General features: G+C 25.8%; 24 protein-coding genes and 1 tRNA gene. 5 read left to right on the forward strand and 20 right to left on the reverse strand.

Going from position 1 to position 25,010, the window contains the following annotated elements; translation table 11 throughout:
• Positions 1–21: 21 nt before the first annotated feature.
• The 4 genes from rsxC to D8S97_RS00095 form a co-directional block, all read right to left on the reverse strand.
• Positions 22–1,527: an electron transport complex subunit RsxC gene (gene rsxC / locus D8S97_RS00080; protein WP_261789604.1), complete on the reverse strand. Its 1,506-nt coding sequence runs from the start codon at positions 1,525–1,527 to the stop codon at positions 22–24.
• A gap of 139 nt (positions 1,528–1,666) precedes the next feature.
• Entirely contained in the window at positions 1,667–2,167 is a 501-nt protein-coding gene (locus D8S97_RS00085) for an RnfABCDGE type electron transport complex subunit B (protein ID WP_186821883.1), read from the reverse strand.
• 8 nt (positions 2,168–2,175) lie between these two features.
• Positions 2,176–2,757 (reverse strand): electron transport complex subunit RsxA, encoded by a 582-nt coding sequence (gene rsxA / locus D8S97_RS00090; RefSeq protein WP_158360904.1) that lies wholly within the window; start codon positions 2,755–2,757, stop codon positions 2,176–2,178.
• Positions 2,758–2,775: 18 nt separating this feature from the next.
• The gene (locus tag D8S97_RS00095) at positions 2,776–3,402 is read right to left on the reverse strand and encodes a riboflavin synthase subunit alpha (RefSeq protein WP_158360905.1); all 627 of its coding nucleotides are present in this window, start codon (positions 3,400–3,402) and stop codon (positions 2,776–2,778) included.
• Positions 3,403–3,557: 155 nt separating this feature from the next.
• Here D8S97_RS00095 and D8S97_RS00100 point away from each other — a divergent pair.
• Positions 3,558–3,631: transfer RNA gene (locus tag D8S97_RS00100), tRNA-Val, on the forward strand.
• 33 nt (positions 3,632–3,664) lie between these two features.
• Positions 3,665–4,999: a tRNA lysidine(34) synthetase TilS gene (gene tilS, locus D8S97_RS00105; protein WP_158360906.1), complete on the forward strand. Its 1,335-nt coding sequence runs from the start codon at positions 3,665–3,667 to the stop codon at positions 4,997–4,999.
• Between the two features lie 36 nt (positions 5,000–5,035).
• Here the strand turns inward: tilS and metG are convergent, their stop codons facing one another.
• The 12 genes from metG to smrB form a co-directional block, all read right to left on the reverse strand.
• The gene (gene metG / locus D8S97_RS00110; protein ID WP_158360907.1) at positions 5,036–6,673 is read right to left on the reverse strand and encodes a methionine--tRNA ligase; all 1,638 of its coding nucleotides are present in this window, start codon (positions 6,671–6,673) and stop codon (positions 5,036–5,038) included.
• A 93-nt stretch (positions 6,674–6,766) separates the two neighbouring features.
• Positions 6,767–7,348, reverse strand: coding sequence for a dCTP deaminase (dcd, locus tag D8S97_RS00115; protein WP_158361642.1), 582 nt, complete (start codon positions 7,346–7,348; stop codon positions 6,767–6,769).
• A 165-nt stretch (positions 7,349–7,513) separates the two neighbouring features.
• Positions 7,514–8,935, reverse strand: coding sequence for an NADP-dependent phosphogluconate dehydrogenase (gndA, locus tag D8S97_RS00120; RefSeq protein WP_158360908.1), 1,422 nt, complete (start codon positions 8,933–8,935; stop codon positions 7,514–7,516).
• 405 nt (positions 8,936–9,340) lie between these two features.
• Positions 9,341–9,964: a bifunctional phosphoribosyl-AMP cyclohydrolase/phosphoribosyl-ATP diphosphatase HisIE gene (hisIE, locus tag D8S97_RS00125; RefSeq protein WP_158360909.1), complete on the reverse strand. Its 624-nt coding sequence runs from the start codon at positions 9,962–9,964 to the stop codon at positions 9,341–9,343.
• On the reverse strand, positions 9,958–10,734 hold the full coding sequence (gene hisF / locus D8S97_RS00130; protein WP_158360910.1) for an imidazole glycerol phosphate synthase subunit HisF: 777 nt from the start codon (positions 10,732–10,734) through the stop codon (positions 9,958–9,960). Before hisF ends, hisIE begins: the two co-directional genes overlap by 7 nt.
• Positions 10,716–11,450 (reverse strand): 1-(5-phosphoribosyl)-5-[(5-phosphoribosylamino)methylideneamino]imidazole-4-carboxamide isomerase, encoded by a 735-nt coding sequence (hisA, locus tag D8S97_RS00135; RefSeq protein WP_158360911.1) that lies wholly within the window; start codon positions 11,448–11,450, stop codon positions 10,716–10,718. The genes hisF and hisA overlap by 19 nt, the downstream gene beginning before the upstream one ends.
• Before the next feature lie 6 nt (positions 11,451–11,456).
• The gene (gene hisH, locus D8S97_RS00140) at positions 11,457–12,050 is read right to left on the reverse strand and encodes an imidazole glycerol phosphate synthase subunit HisH (RefSeq protein WP_158360912.1); all 594 of its coding nucleotides are present in this window, start codon (positions 12,048–12,050) and stop codon (positions 11,457–11,459) included.
• Positions 12,050–13,117, reverse strand: coding sequence for a bifunctional histidinol-phosphatase/imidazoleglycerol-phosphate dehydratase HisB (gene hisB / locus D8S97_RS00145; protein ID WP_158360913.1), 1,068 nt, complete (start codon positions 13,115–13,117; stop codon positions 12,050–12,052). The genes hisH and hisB overlap by 1 nt, the downstream gene beginning before the upstream one ends.
• A gap of 23 nt (positions 13,118–13,140) precedes the next feature.
• Positions 13,141–14,214, reverse strand: a complete 1,074-nt coding sequence (gene hisC / locus D8S97_RS00150) for a histidinol-phosphate transaminase (protein ID WP_158360914.1) — start codon at positions 14,212–14,214, stop codon at positions 13,141–13,143.
• Positions 14,211–15,518: a histidinol dehydrogenase gene (hisD, locus tag D8S97_RS00155; protein WP_158360915.1), complete on the reverse strand. Its 1,308-nt coding sequence runs from the start codon at positions 15,516–15,518 to the stop codon at positions 14,211–14,213. Before hisD ends, hisC begins: the two co-directional genes overlap by 4 nt.
• 7 nt (positions 15,519–15,525) lie before the next feature.
• Positions 15,526–16,425, reverse strand: coding sequence for an ATP phosphoribosyltransferase (gene hisG / locus D8S97_RS00160; protein ID WP_158360916.1), 900 nt, complete (start codon positions 16,423–16,425; stop codon positions 15,526–15,528).
• 330 nt (positions 16,426–16,755) lie between these two features.
• Entirely contained in the window at positions 16,756–17,286 is a 531-nt protein-coding gene (smrB, locus tag D8S97_RS00165; RefSeq protein ID WP_158360917.1) for an endonuclease SmrB, read from the reverse strand.
• 202 nt (positions 17,287–17,488) lie between these two features.
• Between smrB and aroC the strand changes: the two genes are divergently transcribed.
• Entirely contained in the window at positions 17,489–18,559 is a 1,071-nt protein-coding gene (gene aroC, locus D8S97_RS00170; protein WP_158360918.1) for a chorismate synthase, read from the forward strand.
• An 82-nt stretch (positions 18,560–18,641) separates the two neighbouring features.
• On the opposite strand, the gene bcp is transcribed toward aroC, so the two are convergent.
• A complete protein-coding gene (bcp, locus tag D8S97_RS00175) occupies positions 18,642–19,118 on the reverse strand; it encodes a thioredoxin-dependent thiol peroxidase (RefSeq protein WP_158360919.1) in 477 nt (158 codons plus the stop codon).
• Between the two features lie 343 nt (positions 19,119–19,461).
• Here bcp and dapA point away from each other — a divergent pair, with 343 nt between their 5' ends.
• Both dapA and D8S97_RS00185 read left to right on the forward strand, forming a co-directional pair.
• Complete coding sequence (gene dapA / locus D8S97_RS00180; protein WP_158360920.1) at positions 19,462–20,346, forward strand: 4-hydroxy-tetrahydrodipicolinate synthase; 885 nt, start codon at positions 19,462–19,464, stop codon at positions 20,344–20,346.
• On the forward strand, positions 20,324–20,581 hold the full coding sequence (locus tag D8S97_RS00185) for a hypothetical protein (protein WP_158360921.1): 258 nt from the start codon (positions 20,324–20,326) through the stop codon (positions 20,579–20,581). The genes dapA and D8S97_RS00185 overlap by 23 nt, the downstream gene beginning before the upstream one ends.
• Positions 20,582–20,720: 139 nt before the next feature.
• On the opposite strand, the gene dapE is transcribed toward D8S97_RS00185, so the two are convergent.
• The 3 genes from dapE to tal all read right to left on the reverse strand — a co-directional run bounded on the left by dapE (position 20,721) and on the right by tal (position 24,938).
• The gene (dapE, locus tag D8S97_RS00190) at positions 20,721–21,848 is read right to left on the reverse strand and encodes a succinyl-diaminopimelate desuccinylase (RefSeq protein ID WP_158361645.1); all 1,128 of its coding nucleotides are present in this window, start codon (positions 21,846–21,848) and stop codon (positions 20,721–20,723) included.
• A gap of 91 nt (positions 21,849–21,939) precedes the next feature.
• On the reverse strand, positions 21,940–23,937 hold the full coding sequence (gene tkt, locus D8S97_RS00195; RefSeq protein WP_158360922.1) for a transketolase: 1,998 nt from the start codon (positions 23,935–23,937) through the stop codon (positions 21,940–21,942).
• Positions 23,938–23,987: 50 nt separating this feature from the next.
• Positions 23,988–24,938: a transaldolase gene (tal, locus tag D8S97_RS00200; protein ID WP_158360923.1), complete on the reverse strand. Its 951-nt coding sequence runs from the start codon at positions 24,936–24,938 to the stop codon at positions 23,988–23,990.
• Positions 24,939–25,010: the final 72 nt, after the last annotated feature.

Genomic DNA, 25,010 nt, shown 5'->3' on the forward strand with positions numbered 1-25,010 from the left:
AAGAAATAGTAATATAAAAATTTATCTTTTCAATCTTGCTCGTTTTATTGCTTCGTTTAACATTTTTTTTCTATAAGATTTTTCTATTATTTTTTGATTAGTAAAATCATTTTTTTCTTGTTGTTGTATTTTTGAAAAAATATCTAATCTTTTAACACTAGAAATTTGATCTTGTGAACAAGATATTTTTTTTTCAATTAATAATCTTTTTTCTCGTTTTTTAAAAAGATAAGAAAATAATTTTTTACGATTATTATCTACATCTATAATTTTTTGTATTTTTTTTGCAATTTTAAAATGTTTAACTAATGGAATATTACTGGGACAAACTCTTTCACATACTTTACATTCAATACAATCCACAACATTTAATTCTTTTAATTTTTTATTATTACTATTTTTGCAATATAAAAAAATTTCTTGAGGAAGCAAATTGATCGGACATGCACTTACACAGTAACCACAATTAATACATGGATATTCAACTTTTTTTTCAGTTTTACTATTTTTTATATAAATACAATTTATATTTTTTTGTATAGATTTATTTAAATCAACAATCAAATGTCTCATAAATACACCTCCTGAATATATTGATATATTTGAATTATTATTTATTTTTAAATAATTTAAAAAAAAATTAATAGGAGTTCCTATTTTAATCCAAAAATTTTTAGATGAAATATTTTCATCTTTTTGATAAAAAGTAACAATGCGTTTAATTAATGGCTCTCCATTGATAACAGATCTTTTAATAGCGTATATAGTAGACACATTAAAAATAAGATACCCTATGTCTATAGAATGTTTTCCACAAGGAATTTCTTTTCCTATTAAGGACTTAATAAGTATTTTACTGCTTCCACCAGGATATTTTTTTTTTATAATACAAAGTTTAAATAATTTTTTATCTTTAATAATGCTTTGAATTCTTAAAATTAATTCTACTTTATCTTCTTGAACAACAATTAAAATGTCTTTAACTTTAGATATCCACGCTACAATTTCACACCCTATTAAAATTTCATTCATATAATTTTGCATTAAACAATAATCAGCTGTTATACATGGTTCACTTTCAATTCCATTTATAACTAATGTATGTACTTTATTAATACTCAGCATTAGTTTTTTAAAAGAAGGAAATTGGGCTCCTCCGAGACCGACTACACCGGATTGATAAATTATTTTTATTAAATCTTTAGGAGTGTATTTTTTATAATCATTAATAGTTTTTAATCTAATCCACTTATTTAAGTGATTAGATAAAATTACGATTTTTATTTTTTCTTGATTTTTATCAGAAGAGTTGGAACTAAAATAAATATTTTCTATCCAACCTGAAGTTGGTGAATGAATAGGAACTATTACATCATTGCCAAAAGTTAAAGGTTGTCCACACAATACTTCTTGACCTATTTTTACTCTTAATCTATTTTTTTTTAAATGACTATGTGTTATATGAATGAAAAATTTTTCAGGGTCAGGTAAATAATGTAAAAAATGTTCTCTAGAATCTTTTTTTATTGGTAAGCATTGAACACCACCTTTAAAATCATATTTTTTTTTTATTTAAAACATTTTTATTTATAAAATTAATAATTAAACTTTTCCAGTATTTAATAAAAAATATCTTTAAAAAAAAATTTATTTTTAGCATTTTATATTATTCTTTAATTATTTTTATACAATTTGTAGGACAATGCAATAAACAAATATTACAACCAGTACAAAATTTTTGTAATACTGTATGCATAAAATTAGGAGCTCCAATTATTGCGTCTACTGGACAAAAAGACGCACATTTAGAACAACCGACACAGTTTTTTTCATCAATAAAAACAGTAGTATGATCTTTTTTGTCAGTCTTAACAGTCAAACCATCTAAAGATTTATCTATGTTTTCTATATTTAATAACTTAGCAATTTTAAATTTTAAATCATTTCCTCCAGGAATACACTTATCAATGTTTTCATTTTTTTTTACGATCGCTGCTGCATAAGGATAACAACCAGAATAACCACACTGTGCACATTGACTCTGAGGCAACAAATCATCAACTGCAACTACAATAGGGTTCTTTTTTATTGGAAAAAAATATTTTACATAACCTAATATTATACCTAAAAAAAGAGATAAAATTGAAAAAATTAAAATAATTGTAATAGACATAATTAAATCTTTACCAAACCTTTAAATCCCATAAATATAATAGATATTAAACTTACAGTAATAAGAACAATAGGAGACCCTTGAAATACTAAAGGAACATCAGATAATACTATACGCTCACGAATACTAGAAAATACAACCATGACTAAAGTAAATCCAAAAGATGCACTGATTGCATAAAAAATAGATTCTAAGAATGTATGATTCAAATAAAGACTAAATAATGGAATAGCTAAAACAGCACAATTAGTTGTAATTAATGGAAGAAAAATACCAAGTATACGATATAAAATAGGACTAGTTCCTCGTAAGATAATTTCTACTAATTGAACACCAAAAGAAATAATTAACATATATACTATGATTCTCAAATAAACTAAATCTAAGGGTGATAAAATAAAAAAGTTAACAAACCATAGTAAAGTTGTTGAGATAACTACAACAAAAGAAGTAGCAAAACTCATTCCAAAAGCTCTTTCTATTTGATTTGATGCACCTATAAAAGGACATAAACCAAGAAATTTTACTAAAATAAAATTATCAATTAATATGTTTGATAAAATAAAAAAAAAGTAACTTTTCATTGATAATTTCCTTAAAAACTACCTAAATAACCTAGATATGTTCTTTTTAATCAAACGTTTTGTAGTATCTACAATTATTTGAGTATAGAAATCAATTTCAACGTTGACTAATTGTCCAATTTTTTTATATCCTATAGTTGTTGAAGATAAAGTTTCTGGTATTATACTAATACAAAATTCGTTTTTCATAATATTACTAATAGTTAAACTGATTCCATCAATACAGATAAAACCTTTATAAAAAATATATTTCATTAAAGAATAATCTTTTACTTTACACCACAAAATATAATTTTCATTTAACTTTAATATTTTAGAAATTTCAGCTGTATTCATAATATGACCTGATATTATATGACCACCCATTTCATCACCATATTTTAATGATCTTTCAATATTAACATAATCTCCTATATTTAAAATCCCTAAATTAGTATTTTCAATCGTAATTTTCATAATATCAAAAAGTACATACATATTATTAATACATTTAACAGTTACACAACATCCGTTATGAGCAACTGAATCGCCTATTTTTAAATTTTTTAATAAAATAGGTGAAAAATTAACAGTATAGGTATGAAAATCTTTTTTTTTATCTATAGAAACAACTTGTGCAATTCCATTTACAATACCTGTGAACATAAAATCTCCTTAAAGTTAATACTATTTAAATAGTATATATAACCCTAATAAAAATTTAAAAAAAATATTTTGTATTTTTTATAAATAAATATTTGTATATTATATCAATAATATTATATAATTTTCATTAAATATAAAATATTAATTTAATTTTTACGTTCGTAGCTCAATAGGTTAGAGCATTACCATGACATGGTAGAGGTTAGTGGTTCAAGTCCACTCGAACGTATTAAAAAATTCTCTGCTAGTAGGCTATTAGTATTTGATTAAAAAAATTGTTACTCAATATAAAAAATTATTTTTAATAGCATATAGTGGAGGAGTAGATTCCACAGTTCTTTTGCATAAAATGTTAAAAATAAAAGAAAAAGATCCGCAAATTAAAATACGCGCTATCCATATTAACCATAATCTTCATTCATCTTCAAAAAAATGGGAAAAACACTGTACAGAAATCTGTCAAAAATACGATATACCGCTGATTATTAAAAAAATTCGTATTGTTTTAAAAGGAAACATTGAAGAAAAATTAAGAATTAAACGATATAATACTATTTACAATAATTTACTTGATGATGAAATTTTACTTACTGGACATCATCTAAATGATCAGTGCGAAACATTAATTTTATCTTTAAAAAGAGGAAGCGGACCAACTGGGTTATCTGGAATGTCTTCTGAGAGTTTTTTGGGAAAAAAAAAAATAGTTCGTCCTTTTTTACAAAAAACTAAAAAAGAATTAGAAAAATGGGCTTATAAAAACAATTTAAAATGGATCGAAGATTTTAGTAATACTAACATTAGTTATGATCGCAATTTTGTACGTCATAAATTAATTCCTATATTAGAACAAAGATGGCCTTTTTTTTTGAAAAATTGTTTTCGAACAACAGTTATATGTTGTGAAGAAACTAAATTAAAAAATATGTTTTTAAAAGAAAAAATCCAAAATTTTATTAATTTTAACGAATCGTTAAACATTAAAAATTTTAGAAATATGAAAAAAGAAATGTGTAAAGCACTTATTCGATATTGGATATCTTTAAAAAATATAAAAATGCCATCATATAGAATAATTGAATGTATTTATAAAGAAATTGTATGCAGCAAAGAAGATGCTAATCCAAAAATAATTATAAACAAAAACGAAGTTAGACGTTATAAAAAATCTCTTTATTTTATAAAAACGCAAAAATCTATCAAAGATACATTTCTATTCTGGCATGATACAAATAAAAAACTACTTCTTCCTAATAATTTAGGATACCTAACAAGAAATAATAAAGGTTTTACGATTCCTATCCCTAAAAAAAATGAATTAATTAACATTCGTTTTCAATTTGAAGGTAAAATTCTTATTTTAGGACGAGAAAAAAGAAGAAAAATTAAAAAAATATGGCAAGAATATAATATACCCCCTTGGTTTAGAAATCAAATTCCACTTTTATTCTATAATGATTTTTTCATTAGCGCCATTGGTTTATTTGTTATTAAAGAAGAAAATTTTAATAAAGAAAAAAAAATCAAAGAAAATTGGAAAATATCTTGGATAAGTAAAGTAAAGTTAAATAATGAAAATTTTTTTGCTTTTTATTAAATTTATTTAGTATTAATGATTAAACAAGATTAAATCTCATTTATGCAAATGAGATAATTGTAAAATTTTATCAGCATTAATTCTATTATATAATTGTTTAAATTGCTTTATTTTTTGAGAAAGAAGTGGTTTTTTAATACCTTCCCAAGTAAGATCTGACATTAAAAAAAATTCTGTTTTTTTTGCTAAATCTGGTATTATTGGTTTTAAAAAAATCATAACTAATCTAAACAAATTAACACCCATAGTACAAATTCCATGTAATTTATCAAAATTATCTTCTTTTATTTTCCAGGGTTTTCTTTCATTTATGTATTGATTTGCTAAATCTAATAATTTTGTACATTCTCGAATTACAGCGCTAAACTGGCGATTTTCAAAAAAATTTTCAATTTTTTTACTAATATCAATACAACTTTGATATAAATAGAAATCTTCTAACGAATCAGATAAATACCCATCAAAATATTTATGAATGAAACTAGCACTCCTTGAAGCTAAATTAACTAATTTATTTACAATATCACTATTAATTTTTTGAATAAAATTTTCTAAATTCATTTCAATATCGTTAATATTATTAGTTAATTTACTTGCATAATAATACCTTAAACTATCTGAATCAAAACATTGAATCCAATCTGATGCTGTAATTAAAAAACCGCGTGATTTTGATAATTTCAATCCATTTATAGTAAGATGACCATGAACAAAAATACCATTAGGTTTTCGATACGAAGAAGCTTCTAATATTGCAGGCCAAAATAATGTATGAAAATAAATAATATCTTTTCCAATAAAATGATATAATTCACATTTTGATTGTTTATCCCAAAATTCATTAAAATCTATTTTTTTATTTTTATTGCAAAGATTTTTAAACGCACTGATATAACCAATTGGAGCATCTAACCAAACATAAAAATATTTGTCAGAAAAGTTTGGAATTTTAAACCCAAAATATGGAGCATCTCGCGAAATTCCCCATTCTTTTAAACCGGATTGCAACCATTCTTCTGTTTTTTTAACAACAGATTTTTCTAGAATACCAGAATATATCCAGGTATTTAACATATTGGCAAAAGCTGGTAAATTAAAATATAAATGCGTTGTTTTTTTTAAAATAGGAACACTATTTGAAATAGCAGAAATAGGACTAACTAAATCTGTAGGTTCATAAATTGAACTACATATTTCACAATTATCTCCATTTTGATTTTTCGCTGAACAGAAGGGACATGTACCTTTTATAAATCTATCTGGAAGAAACATTTTTTTTGTCTTATCGTAAAATTGAAAAATATTTTTTTGATTGATAAGTTTTTGATCAATTAAAGATAAAAATATTTTTCTTAATAAGAATAAATTTTCTATGCAATGTGTACTATGATAGTTATCATGAGAAATATTAAAATTTGAAAAATCTACTATATGTTCTTCTTTAATCTTTTTGATTAATTTTGTAGGTTTAATTCCTAATTTTTCAGACTTTAACATGATAGCTGTACCATGTGCATCATCAGAAGAAATAAACCAAACTTGATTATTTCTCATTCTTTGATAACGAACCCAAATGTCTGCTTGAATATGTTCAAGCATATGACCTATGTGAATAGGTCCATTAGCATATGGCAATGCACAGGTGACTAAAATTTTTCTAGATTTATTAGACATAATTTTATATTATTTAAATAATTAATATCATATACAAAATATGATTAATCGTAAACTACTCATTTTTAAAATTACTATTTATATTAAAAATCTTTATTCTTTATAAATTCGGCTAGGTACCACTCCGTTTTGAATTTTATATTTAGATTCATTACGAGAATTATAAGGTCGTACAACTGATTTTGAAAGTAATTCGAAACTTAGTGCGGCAATTTTTATTCCAGGAGTTAATACCAAAGTTAATTTTCCTGCATTAAAAAACTCTAAAACAATATTACCATTCCAACCAGGATCAATTCGATGAGATGTAACATGAATCATAAGACCAAGTCGAGCTAAAGAAGAACGTCCATCTAACCAACCAACTAAATTGTTTGGTAAGGTAATATTTTCTAAAGTCGAAAATAAAGCTAAAGATCCTGGATTTAAAAAAAACGGTTTTTCTTTAGAAAAAGTAGTTTCGCAACTCATAATTTTAGATAAATCTAAAGCTGTTTTTTCTTGTGAACTACTTAGATCAATACAAGAAGTGGTATGATCATAAAAAAAACGAAATTTATTACCAAGATGTATATCAACGGTAATACCATTAATTAATTCTTTTTTAGGATATGGTGTAATAATTAATTTTTTTTTACTTAGCCATTTTTCAATATCTGTATCACATAAACGCATTTTTTTTCCTATAATTAATTCGTATATACCATAAAAATAAGACATATTGTAAAATATCAAAAATAATTTTTTTATTAATAGCAGAGAGATATATTTTATTATCTTCTGCTATTTTATAATAAAAAAAACTAAAAAATAGTTTTATGATTAATTTTAATTGAATAATTAAAGCTCTTTTTTAGTTAACCAATTTGTATGAAAATATCCTTTTTTATCAGTTCTTTTATAAGTATGTGCTCCAAAATAATCTCTTTGAGCTTGAATTAGATTAGCAGATGAAGATACTGTGCGATAATTATCATAATATGTTATAGCTGATGAAAAAGTAGGAACAGGAATACCATATTTTATTGCATATGAAGTAACGTGACGTAAAGATTGTTCATATTTGTTAGATATTTCTGAAAAATAAGGTGTCAATAACAAGTTAGTTACATTATTATTTTTAAATGCATCAGTTATTCTTTCTAAAAAACTAGCTCGAATAATGCAACCAGATCTAAAAATTTTAGCAATTTCACCATATTTTAAATCCCAAGAATACTTTTCTGAAGCTTTTTTTAATTGAGAAAAACCCTGTGCATAAGAAATTATTTTTCCTAAATATAAAGCTTTTCGCACTTCTTCAATAAAAATTTTTTTATTCTGAAAAGGTATACATTTTAAAATTGGACCTTTTAATATTTTTGAGGCAATAAGACGTTGATCTTTAAGAGACGATAAATATCTTGCAAAAACAGATTCTGTAATAAGAGAAAGCGGTTCGCGAAGCTCCAAGGCATCTTTACTAATCCATTTACCCGTACCTTTATCTTCTGCTTCGTCCAATATAGAATCTATCAAATAATTAATACTATTTTCTTCTTTTTGAAGAAAAATATTTTTTGTTATTTCGATTAAATAACTATTTAACTCACCTTTATTCCATTGAGAGAATGTATCAGATAATTCATCATTATTCATATTTAATGCATTTTTTAATATAAAATACGATTCTGCTATTAATTGCATATCACCATATTCAATGCCATTGTGAATCATTTTAACATAATGACCAGCACCATTAGGACCAATATAACTAACACATGGTTCATCTTTAAATTTTGCAGATATTTTCTTTAATATAGGTGATACAAGACTATATGCTTCTTTTGATCCACCAGGCATAATAGATGGACCATTTAACGCTCCTAATTCTCCTCCAGATACACCCATTCCAATAAAATTAATACCAGATTTTAGTAAATCATTATTTCTTCTAATGGTATCTTTATAAAAAGTGTTTCCACCATCAATTAATATATCTCCCTTATCTAAATAAGGAATAATAGATTGAATAGTTTCATCTGTAGGTTGTCCTGATTTTACCATTAGTAGAATACATCTAGGTTTTTTTAATGAATTTACAAAATCTTTAATAGAAAAATATGGAAAAAGTTTTTTTTCTTTATTATTGTTGATAATTTCTTCTGTTACAGATTTAGTTCTATTAAAAATAGATACTGTGTACTTCTTACTTTCAATGTTTAATGCTAAATTTCTTCCCATTACTGCCATTCCTATGACACCAATTTGTTGCTGTAACATTTTTTTCTCCAATTTCAAATCCTATAATTTAAAAAAATGTTTTTAAATTTTATTATTTTAAATTCTATGTTCTTACACAATAAATGATATTACAATTATTTTCAATTTATCATTTTTTCAAAAAAAATATTTTTATAAAAACACAAAATTCGTTTGAAATTATTAATAATAAAATTATTTCTTTTCTATCAAAGATATTTTCTAGATAATTTTTTTATTTTTTAAAAAGAAGAATTCATCGATATATAGGTATATATATACGTTTAGTTCTATTGAATTTTTTTTGAAATTGAAATATTATGCGTGTAAGTTGAATATTATTTTAATAATAATTTTAAAAAACAAAAACTAATGATTTATCGAAATATTTTTTTTAATTTATAATTAAAATCTTATATTATAAATTTATAATTTTTCTATTCTTCTTTTTTTTAAATTCTCAATAATTAAATTAAAATTTAAATTCTGATCGTGTAATAAAACAATTAAGTGATAAATTAAATCTGAAGATTCATTTATAAGTTCATTTTCATCGTTATTCATTGCTGCTAATATCGTTTCTATAGCTTCTTCACCAACTTTTTGAGCTATACGCTTTGTACCAGATTTATATAGACGAGAAGTATATGAACTATCTTCATTAAAATTTTTTTTATCTTCTATAATTTCTTCTAATTTAGAAAGAAAATTGAATTCTTTTTCTTTTAAAGAAAAACAACTTTTTCTATTTAAATGACATGTTTTTCCAACCGGTTCAACTGTAATTAACAAGGCGTCATAATCACAATCTGTAACGATATCGATAACTTTTAATAAGTTACCTGATTCTTCTCCTTTAGTCCATAAGCGATTTTTAGTACGAGAATAAAAAGTAACAAAACCTTCTTTTTGAGTTTTTAAAAAAGCTTCTTTATTCATATATCCATGCATTAAAACTAAATTAGACGAATAGTCTTGTATTATTGTCGGAATCATACTATTTACTTTTGTCCAATTAAGATTTAATAAATCTTCTTTTTTGCTTAACATATTCTAATTTCCAGACCTTTTTTAATTAAAAAATATTTCAAATCTTTTATATTAACTATTTTTTTATGAAAAACTGAAGCAGCCAAAACGCCGTCTACATTAGCGTAATACAATGCTTTATAAAAATGCTCTGCACATCCTGCTCCTCCTGATGCAATCAAAGGTACTTTGCATCTTTTTCTTATTTCGTTTAACTGTGATAAATCATATCCATTTTGCAACCCATCTTGATTCATCATATTTAAAACTATTTCTCCGGCGCCTTTTTTTTGCACTTGTTCAACCCAATCTATAGTTTCCCAATTAGTTTGATAAGTACGAGTAATATCACCTGTATATTGATGAACCATATATTTTTTTTTATTTTTGTCAAACCAAGAATCAATGCCTACTACCATGCATTGTACGCCAAAACGATTGGCAATTTTAGTTATTAAATGAGGATCTATTAATGCAGCAGAATTAATTGATATTTTATCCGCACCAAAAGATAGAACATTTTTTGCATCTTCTATACTTTTAATACCTCCAGCTACACAAAATGGAATATTAATAACTTTTGCTACTTTCTCTATCCAACTTCTATCGACTAACTTGTTCTTAGTAGAAGCAGTTATATCATAAAATACTAGTTCATCTATACCTTCTTTTGTATATCGTTTAGATAAAGATATTATATCACCTACAATCTCATGATTTTTAAATTGAACACCTTTTACTACAACTCCGTTATCAACATCTAAGCATGCAATTATTCGTTTTGCCAGCATTTTAATGCCTCTTGTATTGTAAACTTATTTTCTAATAAACTACGACCAACAATAGCACTACTCACACCAGATTTCTTTAAAGATATAATATCTTTTAATGTTGCAATACCTCCTGATGCTTGGAATTGTATGTGTTTAAACTTTTTAACTATCTCTGTATATAATACAATGTTAGGTCCAGATAGCGTTCCATCTCTAGATATGTCAGTACATAATACATGTTTTAAACCTATTGGTGAAAAATACTCAATAATTTCTTCTAAAGTTGTATTTGTTTTCTTTTGCCAACCATTTATTGCTATCTCTTTATTATTATTTCTAATCATAACATCTAATGCTAAAACAATAGTATTTGAACCATATATTCTTAACCATTTTTTTACTTCTGCTTTGTTTTTGATTACAGAAGAACCAATCACAACTTGTTTAACTCCTAAATTAAGAAACATATTAATATTTTCTTCACTTCTTATTCCGCCACCTATTTGTATAGAAATATTAGTATAAGAAATAAGATCTTTAAAAACTTTTACTTGCCTTTCTTTAAAATTTTTCGCACCATCTAAATCTACTAGATGAATTTTTTTCACACCTTGAATTTCATAATCTTTGAAACGTTTGTATAAATTTATATCGTATTCTCTTTGATTAGAATAATTTCCTTGATACAAGCGAACTATTTTCCCATTAATAAAATCAAATGCTGGAATAATCATAGAATTTTACATCTCTAAAAAGTTTTTTAATAATTGAGATCCCGCATGACCAGATTTTTCCGGATGAAATTGCACTCCAAAAAAATTATTTTTTTGCATTACAGAACTAAAAGATATGCCATATGTAGTTGTTGCTAAAGTATATTTATTCAATGGTATAATGTAACTATGAACAAAATAAAATCTTTCTTTTTTATCAATATTTTTGAATAATGGATGTGAATTGTCAAAAACAATATAATTCCAACCCATATGAGGTAACGGTAAATTACTGCTTTTTAAAAGACAAGTAAAACAGTCATCAAAAATTCCGATAGTCTTCACTCCTTGACATTCTTCACTAAATTGAGAAAAAATTTGCATTCCGAGACAAATTCCTAGAATCGGTTGAGTTAACGTTTTTAACGTATTAATTAAATTTTTTTCATTTAATTTTTTCATAGCAGCTGAAGCTGTTCCTACACCTGGTAAAAAAATTTTTTTAGACTTTAATATTATAGAAGGATCAGAAGTTACTATAGAAGTATAACCTAATTTTTTAATTGCAACTTGAATTGAGGTTAAATTAGCGCAACCAGTATTTAATATAGCAATATTCACTATAAAATCCCTTTAGATGTTGGTAATATATTACCTTCTATTTTAACTGCCTTACGTAGTGCACGTCCAAAAGCTTTAAATAAACTTTCAACACAATGATGATCATTTTTTCCTTTAACATCTAAGTGTAAAGTAATTCTCATAGAATAACAAAGAGAATAAAAAAAATGTTCAATCATATCAGTATTAAGATCACCAACCATTTTATGTTGAAATTTGGCATTAAAAGATAAATATGGACGATTTGATAAATCTATGATGCACTTTGATTGGCTTTCATCCATAGGTAAAACAAAACCATATCTAGATAAACCATTTTTATGGTTCAATGTTTTAGATAATGCTTCTCCTAAAACAATTCCAATATCTTCTATAGTATGATGATCATCAATTTTCAGGTCTCCTTTTGCTAATATATGCATAGAAATTCCGCTATGAATTGATAATTGATCTAACATATGATCAAAAAAATTAATACCAGTTTTAATACAACTATGATGATCTAAATCTAACCATAACTTTACATGTACATAAGTTTCTTTTGTTTTTCGAATTACTTCTCCGTATCTATCTCTTTTTATGATTTCTTTTGTAATATCTATCCAATTAAAATCTTTTTCTTTGTACTGTATACCTGGTAACTGTATATTTTTAGCTAATTCCATATCTGTTTCTCGATCACCAATTACATAACTGCGTTTTCTATCTATTTTATTTTCTTTTAACCAAGGTTTTAATAATTTAACTTGAGGTTTACGGCAATCACAATGATCATCTAAAAAATGTGGACAAATTAAAATATCTTCAAATATTATCCCTTCTGAACGAAAAATATTTAACATAAAAAAATGAGGAATGTTGAAATTTTCCCAAGGAAACGACTCACTACCAAGACCATCTTGATTTGTAATCATAACAAATTTATAACCAAAATTCATTAATTGACTCAATGAAGAAATAACATAATTTTTAAATGCAAGCTTTTTAATTGCATCTACTTGAAAATCATTAGATGGTTCATGAATTAACGTACCATCTCGGTCAATAAATAATATTTTTTGTTTCATCAATAGCACCTCATTGAAAAAAATTATATTTTAGACAAATTTTTTAATTCTTTAACTAAATGAACACATTCCAAATTCGATCCTATTGATATTCTTAAGCAATTTTTTAAATTATTTTTGTGATTTTGATTTCTTAAAATTATACCTTTTTCCCACAAATTCTGAAATATTTTTTCAAACATGTAAAATTCTACTAAAATATAATTAGCATGACTATCAAAAATTTTTTTTACATAAGAGTTTTTCTTCAATTCGTTAACTAACCAAACACGATTCATATTTAATTGTAAAACTCTATTTTTCATGTTTTCAAGCGCTTTCTTTTCTAAAGATTGCATTGCTATATCAGTGACAAGTGTAGATATTGGATAAGGACTAATAACTTTATTTAAAACATTAATCACTTCTTCTTGTGCTAATGTAAAACCACATCTTATTCCTGCTAATGCGAATGCTTTCGATAAGGTTCTCAAAAGAATTAAATTCGGAAATTTTTTTAAATAGTTTACCATACTATTTTTCGGAGAAAATTCAATATAAGCTTCATCTATTACTACAAAAGATCGACCTAATGTGATTTTTAACAAATCTTTTAAATCTTTTTTAGAAATAATGTTTCCAGTAGGATTGTTAGGATTGCAAATATATATTAATTTAACTCTATCAAGATTTGAGTTAATGTTTAATAAATCTATTTGCCAAGTATTTTTTAAAGTAGGAATTTCTTTTATTTCAATATTTGCAATTTTTGCATTTATAGCATACATATCGTAAGTTGGAGGGCAATAAATTATCGCATCTTCTCCAGGTTCACAAAAAGCTTTAATCAAAAGTTCAATACCTTCGTCTGCTCCTCTAGTAACTAAAATTTGACTATCTAATACACCAGCGTAATCAGCATATGAAGATATTAAATGATTAGGTTGACATTCTGGATAACGATTAAAGTATTCTATTCTTGCTTTAAACGGAACAGATATAGGAGATTCATTTGCATTTAACCATGTATCACCTTGACCTCCAATTCGTCTAGCCGATTGATAGGGATGTAATTTTTGTATATTTTTTCGAACTAACTTAGTTATATCAGCCGTCATATTTTTTCCTTTAAAAAATCTACTCTTATTTTTACAGCATTTTTATGTGCTTCAAGTTTTTCAGCTTCAGATAAAATTTCCAATGTACTTGATAAATTCATAAAGCCTTGAGATGTTAGTTCTTGAATCAATACACGTTTTTTAAAATCACATAAACCCAAAGCAGAACTTGAAATAGATTTTCCATAAGTAGGTAAAACATGATTAGTTCCAGATGCGTAATCACCTGCTGATTCAGGAGACCATGGTCCTAAAAAAATTGAACTAGCATTTAATATTTCTTTAAGTATTAATCTTGGCTCTTTTGTTTGAATAATCAAATGTTCAGGAGCATATATATTTGATATATTAATGCATTCAAATAAATCTTTTGTCAGAATAATAACACTATTTTTTAATGCAGTTAATATATCATCTGATTTAGATAAATTTTTTAATTGATGATTAATAGACACAATAACTTTTTTAGCTAATTCAATGGATGGAGTCAATAATATAACTTGAGAAGACACACTATGTTCAGCTTGAGACAATAAATCAGCAGCAATAAAATCAGCATTAGAAGTTTCATCAGAAATAATCAATAATTCTGAAGGTCCAGCTAACATGTCTATTTGAGGTCCATTAAAAACAGAACTCACTTGTAATTTTGCTTCTGTAACATAAGCATTTCCGGGACCAAAAATTTTGTCTACTTTAGGAATGTTTTTAGTACCAAAAGCTAATGCTGCTATAGCTTGAGCGCCTCCAATTTGAAATATTTTATCAACACCACAAATATTTGCAGCATAAAGTATTGTGTTATTAATAGGAGGGGGGGAACAAAGAATTATTTCTTTACAACCAGCTATTTTAGCTGGTATAGCAAGCATTAAAACAGTTGAAAACAAAGGAGCGATTCCACTTGGAATATAAATTCCAACAGAATTTAGTGGTAAGTAAACTTGTTGACATCTTACTCCAACTTCAGTTTCAATATCTATTGGAGATAAAATTTGTGCTTTGTGAAAGGATGTAATATTTTTTTTAGCAGTTTCAATTGCTTCTTTTAATGATTGATCAACATGTTCAGAAGAAGACAAAATTTTTTCTCTAGAAACTTCAAATTCATTAATTTGACATTTTTCAAATAAAATTGTATATTCCTTTAGTGCTTTTTCTCCTGAAATTTGAACGTTTTCGATTATTTTTTTAACTTTTTTTTTAATAGAATTATTATTTTTTATAATAGGTCTCAATAAAATATTTTTTTTCTCATTAAAATTCAACATATTCCAATCAACAATCGTGTTAAAATATTTCATTAAATCTTTACTCCATCATTTTTTCAATTGGTAAAACTAAAATTGAACTAGCTCCTAAAGATTTTAATTTTTCCATTGTTTCCCAAAACAATGTTTCACTGCTTACCATATGCATTGCTACACGACGATCTTCTCCTGCTAATTTTAAAATTGTTGGTCTCTCTGCTCCGCGTAATAAAGATATTACTTCTTCAAGTTTATCAACTGGAGCATGTAACATAATATACTTAGATTCACGTGCTTTAATTACACCTTTTATACGAGTCATTAACTTGTTAATTACTTCTTTTTTCTCAAAATTAATTTTTCCTGTTTTACAAATTAAACAAGCATGAGAACGAAAAACTACTTTCACTTCACGTAAACCATTTGCTTCTAGTGTTGCACCAGTTGAAACTAAATCACAAATAGCGTCTGCTAAACCAGCCCTAGGTGCCACTTCTACAGAACCATTCAACATACAAGATTTAAAAAAAATATTTTTTTTATCTAAATATTTTTTTAATAAATGAGGATAAGAAGTGGCAATCCTAAAATTTTTTAAAGATGTTATATCAGTATATGGAGTATTAATGGGAATAGCTAAAGATAATCGACAAACTCCAAAATCAAGACGTCTTAATGTAATGTAAGAATTTTCTAAATTTTGTGATGTTCGTTGTAACAATTCTTCCTCAAGAACGTTTTCTCCCACTATACCTAAATCTACAACACCATCCATAACTAATCCGGGAATATCGTCATCACGTACTAACATAACATCAATAGGCATATTTTCAGCAAAGGCTATTAATTTTTGTTGCTTTAAATTAATTTTAATTCCACAACATGTAAGCAATTTGATGGATTCACTACTTAAACGACCAGTTTTCTGCATTGCTATACGTACACGATTAGTATTAAACATCTTGAAAAATCCTTTAAAAATTTTATTTTTAATGTTTTATGTTTAAAAAATAAATTTATAATTTCATATCTTTTAAAATAAAAAAACCCAAAATAAGGGTTTTTTAAAAATTTTATTTATTTTAGATAATACAATAAATATTCTATACAAAAAATATTTATTTTTAATAGTATAACAAACATATATTTCTAGAAAAATTTTTTATTAAAAACGCAAAAAAAAAAGTTCAAATAATAATTAAAAAAAATAATAATTAGATATTAATAATTAATATTTTTTATAAAAAATAAATAATATTTAAATATATCTAAAACATTTATTAATTTTGATTTAAGAATGAATTTCAATTATAACTATGATTGCTGCGTCATTTCCAAACATTTTAGGCGCTTGATGAAAAGCTATTATGTCAGGATGTTGAGATAACCAAAAAGGTATTTGTTTTTTTAAAATATTTTTACCATATCCATGCATAATATGAGCACAAAAAATTTTTTCTTTTTGACATATTGAAATTAACTGACCTAATTTTTTTCTTGCTTGATATTGATTTAAACCGTGTAAGTCAAGAAAAATATCTGGAGAATATTTTCCTTTTTTTAACTTTTTTAAAACATTAGTTGAACTGTCGTTTCGAACATAAGAAACAGGATTTTCTCTAAAAGAATCTTTTTTTTTATAAAAAGAGAAATAATTACTATGAATGTCTTGTTCAAGATAAATTCTTTTAGATCGGATATTTTGATTTACTTTATGCAATCGAGAATGGAATATAGTATCTTGTACTATTTCACGGGTACCATTCAACCACTTACGAAATAAAACATTACTATTAACAATAAATTGTCGATTTTTATTCATAATTATGTATTACCAAAAATTAATAAATTTACATATTTTATTTAACATTTTTTTACATATTTTTTTAATTATATAATTTAGTTTTTGTAAAAACAACAAATAAAAATTTATCATTAAATATTTTTTTTAAATAAAAAATTATTTTTTTATTTTTTTTCTGTATAGTTATATTATTTAAATTAAAATTTAATAGAAGAAAAAAATGGCTGGAAATACAATTGGAAAAATTTTTCGTGTAACTACTTTCGGCGAATCACATGGAATAGCACTGGGATGTATTATTGATGGAATGCCACCAGGGTTAAAATTATCTTCAGATGATTTACAACATGATTTAGATCGTAGAAAACCTGGAACTTCACGTTATACTACTCAACGTTCTGAATTAGATCAAGTTCAAATACTTTCAGGAGTATTTAACGGAATCACTACAGGAACAAGCATTGGTCTAATTATTCAAAACACAGATCAGCGATCACAAGATTATAGTAAAATAAAAGATTTATTTAGACCAGGACATGCAGATTATACTTATGAAAAAAAATATGGCATACGAGACTATCGTGGTGGTGGTAGATCTTCAGCACGTGAAACTGCAATGCGAGTCGCAGCAGGTAGTATTGCGAAAAAATATCTTAAAATGCAAAATAAAATAGTTATTCGCGGATATTTATCAACAATGGGCAACATACATTGTCCATTTGAATCATGGGAAGAAGTAGAAAAAAATCCTTTTTTTTGTCCAAATAAAAAAAATATTCTACAATTAGAAGAATTAATTAAAAATTTAAAAAAAACTGGTGATTCAATAGGAGCCGAAATTATAATTATAGCCGAAAATGTACCAGTAGGTTTTGGAGAGCCAGTTTTTGATAGACTAGATGCTGACTTAGCTCATGCTTTAATGAGTATTAACGCTGCAAAAGGGGTAGAAGTAGGAGATGGTTTTTCAGTAGTTAATCAAAAAGGAAGTGAACATCGAGACGAAATAACTCCTTACGGATTTAAAAGTAATCATTGTGGGGGAATATTAGGAGGAATCAGCAACGGTGAAAATATTGTTTTAAAAGTTGCATTTAAACCTACTTCAAGTATTCGAAAACCAGGAAATACAGTAAATAAAGATAATGAAAAAGTTAAAATAACAGTTAAAGGTAGACACGATCCATGTGTAGGAATACGTGCTGTACCAATAGCAGAAGCAATGGTAGCAATAGTATTAATGGATCATCTACTAAGATTTAGAGCTCAATGTAAAAAAAATAATTTTTAAATAACATTGCTACTAAATTATCAATATTTAGTAGCTCAATAATATATAAAGAAATTAACAAAGTTATATTTTTAACTAAAAATCAAGTACTTTCTTTTGAATTTAAATACGTTAATATAATTTTATGGTGATCCTTACACTTAAATTTACAAAATATTTTATCAATTATACCAGTTGAATTGATCAAAAAACTAGTACGATAAATTCCAAAATATTTTTTTCCCATAAATATTTTTTCACCCCAAACACCAAATTTTTTGCTAGCAATGTTGTGTATATCAGATAGTAAAGTAAAATTTAACATTTTTTTTTGAACAAAATTTAATAACTTGTCAGTGCTATCAGGACTAATACCTACAACTTCTATCTTCTTATTTTTAAATAATTCTAAATTATCTCTAATGTTACATGCCTGCACTATACAACCTGGAGTCATCGCTTTTGGATAAAAATAGATCAATAATTTTTTACCTAAAAAATCAGATAAATTTATTAGTTGATTATTATAATTAAGAAGAAAAAATTCTGGAGCAACATCTCCAGATTTCAGTGTAATCATTATATGATATATTCCTTGATAATATCAAAATATTATTTTTTAATAAAAATTTTTTATAAATTAAATGAATTTTAAAAATAAAAATAGATTAAAAATCTAAAATATACACTTTAGAATGTATAATTATACTTACTATTATCATTAAATATAATATAGTAGCAATTGTATAAAAATTTGGACTTTATTAAAATAAAGATAAAAGATTATATCTTATTATTTAAAGTTTCATATTCAAAAAAAAAATCAATTTTTATAGGTATTAAATTTATAATTTATATTTACTTAATTTTAGATTTATATGAAAGATGCCATAAAATATTTTTTATGGAGGAGAACAAAATCAATGTTTACAGGAAGTATTGTCGCATTAATTACACCAATGAATGAAGAAGGTAAAATTTGTCATTCTAGCTTAAAAAGGTTAATTGACTATCATGTATTAAATAAAACAAACGCTATTGTTTCTATTGGAACTACTGGAGAATCAGCAACTCTTAGTCAAGAAGAACACATTGAAGTAGTTATGTTAACTTTAAGACTTGCAAACAAACGTATTCCTATTATTGCAGGTACAGGTGCAAATGCTACAACAGAAGCTATATCTCTAACAAAAAGATTTGAAAAGTCAGGAATTGCAGCTTGTCTTACAGTTACACCATACTACAACAAACCTACTCAAGAAGGATTATACCAGCATTTTAAAGCAATTTCAGAAAGTACAAAATTACCACAAATTTTATATAATGTTCCTAGCCGGACAGGATGTGATTTACTTCCATCAACAGTCGCAAGATTATCTGAATTTAAAAATATCATTGGCATCAAAGAAGCAACAGGTGACTTATCAAGAATACATAAAATTAAAAAATTAGTTAAAAATAATTTTTTACTAATCAGCGGTGATGATCCTACAGCTTTAGATTTTATTCAACTAGGCGGTCAAGGAGTAATATCAGTAACAGCAAATGTTGCTGCCAAAGAAATGACACAAATATGTTCATACGCACTTGAAGGTAAATTTGAAAGAGCAAGATCTATAAATGAACGTTTGACGTTATTACATGAAGCTTTATTTATAGAACCTAATCCAATTCCAATTAAATGGTTAGCTAAAAAAATAGGTTTAATAAACAGTGATACGCTGCGATTGCCAATGACGCCAATTTTAAATTCTACACGTATACAAATCGAAAAAGCACTTCAATATGCTAATCTTCAAAAGATATAATTTTTTTTTAAAAATAACAATCACGATTTTTCAAATTTCTATTTTTTCTTTAATAACATCTTGTACCTTAAAAAAAAATGATATTCTTTTTAAGAATGAAAATAATAAGATTCAACTTAAAAAGTTAATTATACCAAAAGGAATTAATATTCCCTCTAAAAATCAAGAATATTATATTCCTTACACACAAGAAGATTTAAATAAAAAAAACTATGATATTTTTCCTCCTGTATGAACAGAGTACTCTCCATAAAACAATGAGGCTAAAAATGATATAAAAATCTTTGTGATCAAAAATTTAAAATAATAGGTGCAGATTATCTTAAATGATATTCTGCATCATTGTTTTTAATAAAAAATAAAATAATATAAAACTAAATGAGTAACTTATGCATAATATCCTCATAAATAATAGCTAATTTTTGTAAATCAGATATTTTTACATGTTCATTTGATTTGTGAATAGTGGTATTCATTAAACCTAATTCTACTATTTCAGCGTTCATTAAAGTAATAAAACGACCATCTGAAGTTCCCCCATCAGTTGATAAAATAGGTTTAATTTTATTTAAATTCATAACAGATTTAATCACATTATCTATTAATAAACCTTTTTTTGTAATAAAAGGTTTTCCCGAAAAGAGCCAGTTTAAAGAATAATTAACATTACTCTTATCTAATATTTGTATGAATTTTGATTTAATCTCTTTGTCAGAAGTTTCTGTATTGAAACGAAAATTAAATTGAACAAATAAAGAAGCGGGAATTATATTATTATTTCCATCTCCTGCACGAATATTAGCAATGTTTAGACTAGTTGGAGGAAAAAATTCATTTCCATTATCTAATTTAATAGACAATATTTTTAAAATAACAGGTAATCCTTTGTGTATCGGATTATCTGCTAAATGAGGATATGCAATGTGACCTTGAATTCCATGAATTGTTAAATTTGCTGTTATAGATCCTCTTCGGCCATTTTTTATAACATCACCAATTTTAGCATTACTAGTAGGTTCTCCAATAACACAATAATCAATGATATCTTTTTTAGAAATTAAATAATCTATGACTTTTTTTGTACCGTCAATAGCAAGTGATTCTTCATCTGAAGTAATTAAAAAAGACAATCTTCCTTTATAATTAGGATTTTTTTTTATAAATCTTTCAGATGCAATCATCATACACGCTAAAGCACCTTTCATATCTGATGCACCTCGGCCAAATAATAAACCGTTTTTAATAACTGGATTAAAAGGATCATTATTCCAATTTCTATAATCGCCAGGAGGTACGACATCTGTATGACCGGCAAATGTTAAAGTTTTACCAGATCCTCTAGTTGCCCAAAAATTTTTTGTATCATTTATATTAATTTCTTTTATTTTAAATCCAAGATGATCTAAAAAATCAATCATAATATCTTGACAACCTAAATCTTTTGGACTAATAGATGGAATTGAAATTAACTTTTGTGCTAATTTAGTAATCGAACAAACCATTATTTTCCTCATTTATATTTTCTTTAATATTTATTAAAATAAACGGGGCTAAGAAAAAAGCCCCCTATAAATATTAGTAAAAATTTTAAAACTAATGTTTTAATAGAATTTTAGATTGACTTATTATATTATCTACAGTAAAACCAAACTTCTTAAATAAAACTTCTTCTGGAGCAGATTCTCCAAATGTCTCCATGCCAATTATTATTCCTTCTGTTCCTGCATATTTATACCAAAAATCTTTTATACTTGCTTCTACTATAATTCTTTTAGTAATGTAAGAGGGCAATACTGATTCTTTATAAGAAATACTTTGTCTATCAAAAACATTATTAGAAGGCATAGAAACAACACGTACAGAATAACCTAAATCAGCAATTTTTTTAGCAGCAGTTAAAGTTATTTGTAATTCAGAACCTGTTGATATAAAAATAATATCGAGAGGTTCTTTAGAATCGTATAATATATAGGCTCCAAAAAAAATATTTCTTATTTGTTCATCATTTCTATAGAATTGAGATAAATTTTGACGTGACAAAATTAATGCTGTTGGACCATGTTTTTGCTCAATTGCATATTTCCATGCCACAGAAGTTTCTACTTGATCGCTGGGTCTCCAAACATCTATATTTGGTGTCATTCTTAAATTTGCTAACTGTTCTACTGGTTGATGTGTAGGCCCATCTTCACCTAGACCAATAGAATCGTGTGTGTACACAAAAATATGTTTAGTATTCATTAAAGCTGCCATACGAACCGCATTTCGAGCATATTCAACAAACATTAAAAATGTTGAAGTATATGGAATAAATCCTCCATGATGGGAAATTCCATTAGCAATCGCTGTCATTCCAAATTCACGAACACCATAATGAATATAATTTCCAGATAAATTTTCTGTTATAGAACTAGAATTAGACCACATAGTTAAATTACTTGGAGACAGATCTGCAGATCCACCTATAAGTTCTGGTAATAGTGCTGCAAATTCTTCTATAGAATTTTGAGAAGCTTTTCGACTCGCAATATTTTGAGGGTTTTTTTGTAAATTAAAAATATAATCGTTAGTTTTTTTATACCACTCTACAGGTAGTTGTTTTTTAATACGTCTTTCGTATTCTACTGCAAGTTCAGGATATTCAGATTTATATAAGTTAAATTTTTTATTCCAACTTTCTTCTAATTTTACACCTTGTTTTACAAAGTTCCACTTATCATAAATTTGAGTAGGTATTTCAAACGGTAAATATTTCCAATTTAAATTTTTCCGTGTCAAAGCAATTTCTAATTCTCCAAGAGGAGAACCATGAGAATCTGCTGTACCTGACTTATTTGGAGAACCAAAACCAATAATCGTATTACAAATAATAATTGAAGGTTGGTTTTTTACTGATTTTGCTTCTTTAATACTGTTTTTAATAGAATCGGGATTATGACCATCCACTTGATCTACAACATGCCAATTATAGGATTTAAATCGCATAACGGTGTTATCTGTAAACCAATTAGAAATTTTACCATCTATTGAAATACCATTTTGATCATAAAAAACAATTAATTTCCCTAACTTTAACGTTCCAGCTAAAGAACAAACTTCATGAGAAATACCTTCCATTAAGCAACCATCTCCTACAAAAACCCAGGTATAATGATCAACTATATCGTAATTTGGTCGATTAAAGTGAGCACTTAATGTTCTTTCTGCAATAGCCATTCCAACTGCATTAGCTAAACCCTGTCCTAGAGGACCCGTAGTTGTTTCAACACCCGGTGTTTCACCTGTTTCAGGATGTCCTGGTGTTTTTGAATGCAGTTTTCTAAAATTTTTAAGATCATTTATTGATAAATCATATCCAGTGAGATGTAATAGACTATATAACAACATGGAACCATGTCCATTAGAAAGAATAAAACGATCACGATTATCCCAATTGGGATTCATTGGACTATGTTTTAGAAACTTTCTCCATAAAACTTCTGCAATGTCAGCCATACCCATGGGCATACCAGGATGGCCTGATTTTGCATTTTGAATAGCATCTATACTTAACATGCGAATTGCATTTGCTAATTCTCTTTTTAAAAACATAAACCTTTCTCCAAATGGACACTTAAAAAAATTTAATTTTTATTAAAAATTTATATTAATTGAGAAAAAAATTTTTCCAAAAACAATTGATCTTTTCCAAAATTTCGTATACCTTCTGATAACTTTTGAACAGCCATTTCATCTTGATTATGTTCCCACCTAAATTCTTCTTCAGTAAGAGGAATAGGAGGATTTAAATATGAAGTAGGAGGAAATAATTTTCTATTTAATTTTTTATTACTTGATTCTAGCTCTTTTAATAATGCAGGTGAAACAGTTAATCTATCACATCCTGCAAGGGATAAGATTTGTTCAATATTTCGAAAACTTGCACCCATAATTATAGTTTTATAACTATATTTTTTATAAAAATCATAAATTTTACGAACAGATAAAACACCTGGATCCTGATCAGAAGAATATTTTGATATCAAATTTTGAGATACATACCAATCATAAATACGACCTACAAAAGGAGATATTAAAAATACATTTGACTCTGCACAAGCACGAGCTTGAGCAAAAGAAAATAAAAGAGTTAAATTACAAGAAATATTGTTTTTTTTAAGTTCTTCTGCTGCTTTTATACACTCCCATGTAGCTGCTAATTTAATTAATACTCTATTTCTAGAAATTCCTTTTTCTTCATACATATTAATTATTTTATTTGCTTTTAAAATACATTTTTCTTTATTAAAAGACAAACGAGCATCAACTTCACTCGAAATATAACCTGGTATATGTTTTAAAATTTCTACTCCAAGATCAACTAAAATTTTATCGCTAGCATTTACAATTTTACAATTTTGAGAACCTCCTTTTTTTCTAGCATATTCTATAGCTTGATCAATAAATTTTTTATTAAAACTTGAACTAACAGCTTTAAGTATCAAAGATGGATTAGTAGTTGCATCTTCTGGTTTATATTTACAAATAGATTCTATGTCACTTGTATCAGCAACAATAGTTGTAAATTTTTTTAACGCATTTAATTGATTCATTTTTTATCCTTTATATTTAAAACAATTTAAAATTAAATTAGTAAATTAAAGATTCAAATTATATATAAAACA

It is taken from the genome of Buchnera aphidicola (Rhopalosiphum maidis), from assembly GCF_003671935.1.
Classification (GTDB): domain Bacteria; phylum Pseudomonadota; class Gammaproteobacteria; order Enterobacterales; family Enterobacteriaceae; genus Buchnera; species Buchnera aphidicola_AL.

What these genes read in the sequence shown, in the direction of transcription:
- rsxA (WP_158360904.1), bottom strand. Translation starts at nt 2,757, where the DNA reads ATGAAAAGTTACTTTTTTTTTATTTTATCAAACATATTAATTGATAAT.
- D8S97_RS00095 (WP_158360905.1), bottom strand. Translation starts at nt 3,402, where the DNA reads ATGTTCACAGGTATTGTAAATGGAATTGCACAAGTTGTTTCTATAGAT.
- metG (WP_158360907.1), bottom strand. Translation starts at nt 6,673, where the DNA reads ATGTCTAATAAATCTAGAAAAATTTTAGTCACCTGTGCATTGCCATAT.
- dcd (WP_158361642.1), bottom strand. Translation starts at nt 7,348, where the DNA reads ATGCGTTTATGTGATACAGATATTGAAAAATGGCTAAGTAAAAAAAAA.
- gndA (WP_158360908.1), bottom strand. Translation starts at nt 8,935, where the DNA reads ATGTTACAGCAACAAATTGGTGTCATAGGAATGGCAGTAATGGGAAGA.
- hisIE (WP_158360909.1), bottom strand. Translation starts at nt 9,964, where the DNA reads ATGTTAAGCAAAAAAGAAGATTTATTAAATCTTAATTGGACAAAAGTA.
- hisF (WP_158360910.1), bottom strand. Translation starts at nt 10,734, where the DNA reads ATGCTGGCAAAACGAATAATTGCATGCTTAGATGTTGATAACGGAGTT.
- hisA (WP_158360911.1), bottom strand. Translation starts at nt 11,450, where the DNA reads ATGATTATTCCAGCATTTGATTTTATTAATGGGAAAATAGTTCGCTTG.
- hisB (WP_158360913.1), bottom strand. Translation starts at nt 13,117, where the DNA reads ATGAAACAAAAAATATTATTTATTGACCGAGATGGTACGTTAATTCAT.
- hisC (WP_158360914.1), bottom strand. Translation starts at nt 14,214, where the DNA reads ATGACGGCTGATATAACTAAGTTAGTTCGAAAAAATATACAAAAATTA.
- hisD (WP_158360915.1), bottom strand. Translation starts at nt 15,518, where the DNA reads ATGAAATATTTTAACACGATTGTTGATTGGAATATGTTGAATTTTAAT.
- hisG (WP_158360916.1), bottom strand. Translation starts at nt 16,425, where the DNA reads ATGTTTAATACTAATCGTGTACGTATAGCAATGCAGAAAACTGGTCGT.
- smrB (WP_158360917.1), bottom strand. Translation starts at nt 17,286, where the DNA reads ATGAATAAAAATCGACAATTTATTGTTAATAGTAATGTTTTATTTCGT.
- aroC (WP_158360918.1), top strand. Translation starts at nt 17,489, where the DNA reads ATGGCTGGAAATACAATTGGAAAAATTTTTCGTGTAACTACTTTCGGC.
- bcp (WP_158360919.1), bottom strand. Translation starts at nt 19,118, where the DNA reads ATGATTACACTGAAATCTGGAGATGTTGCTCCAGAATTTTTTCTTCTT.
- dapA (WP_158360920.1), top strand. Translation starts at nt 19,462, where the DNA reads ATGTTTACAGGAAGTATTGTCGCATTAATTACACCAATGAATGAAGAA.
- D8S97_RS00185 (WP_158360921.1), top strand. Translation starts at nt 20,324, where the DNA reads ATGCTAATCTTCAAAAGATATAATTTTTTTTTAAAAATAACAATCACG.
- dapE (WP_158361645.1), bottom strand. Translation starts at nt 21,848, where the DNA reads ATGGTTTGTTCGATTACTAAATTAGCACAAAAGTTAATTTCAATTCCA.
- tkt (WP_158360922.1), bottom strand. Translation starts at nt 23,937, where the DNA reads ATGTTTTTAAAAAGAGAATTAGCAAATGCAATTCGCATGTTAAGTATA.
- tal (WP_158360923.1), bottom strand. Translation starts at nt 24,938, where the DNA reads ATGAATCAATTAAATGCGTTAAAAAAATTTACAACTATTGTTGCTGAT.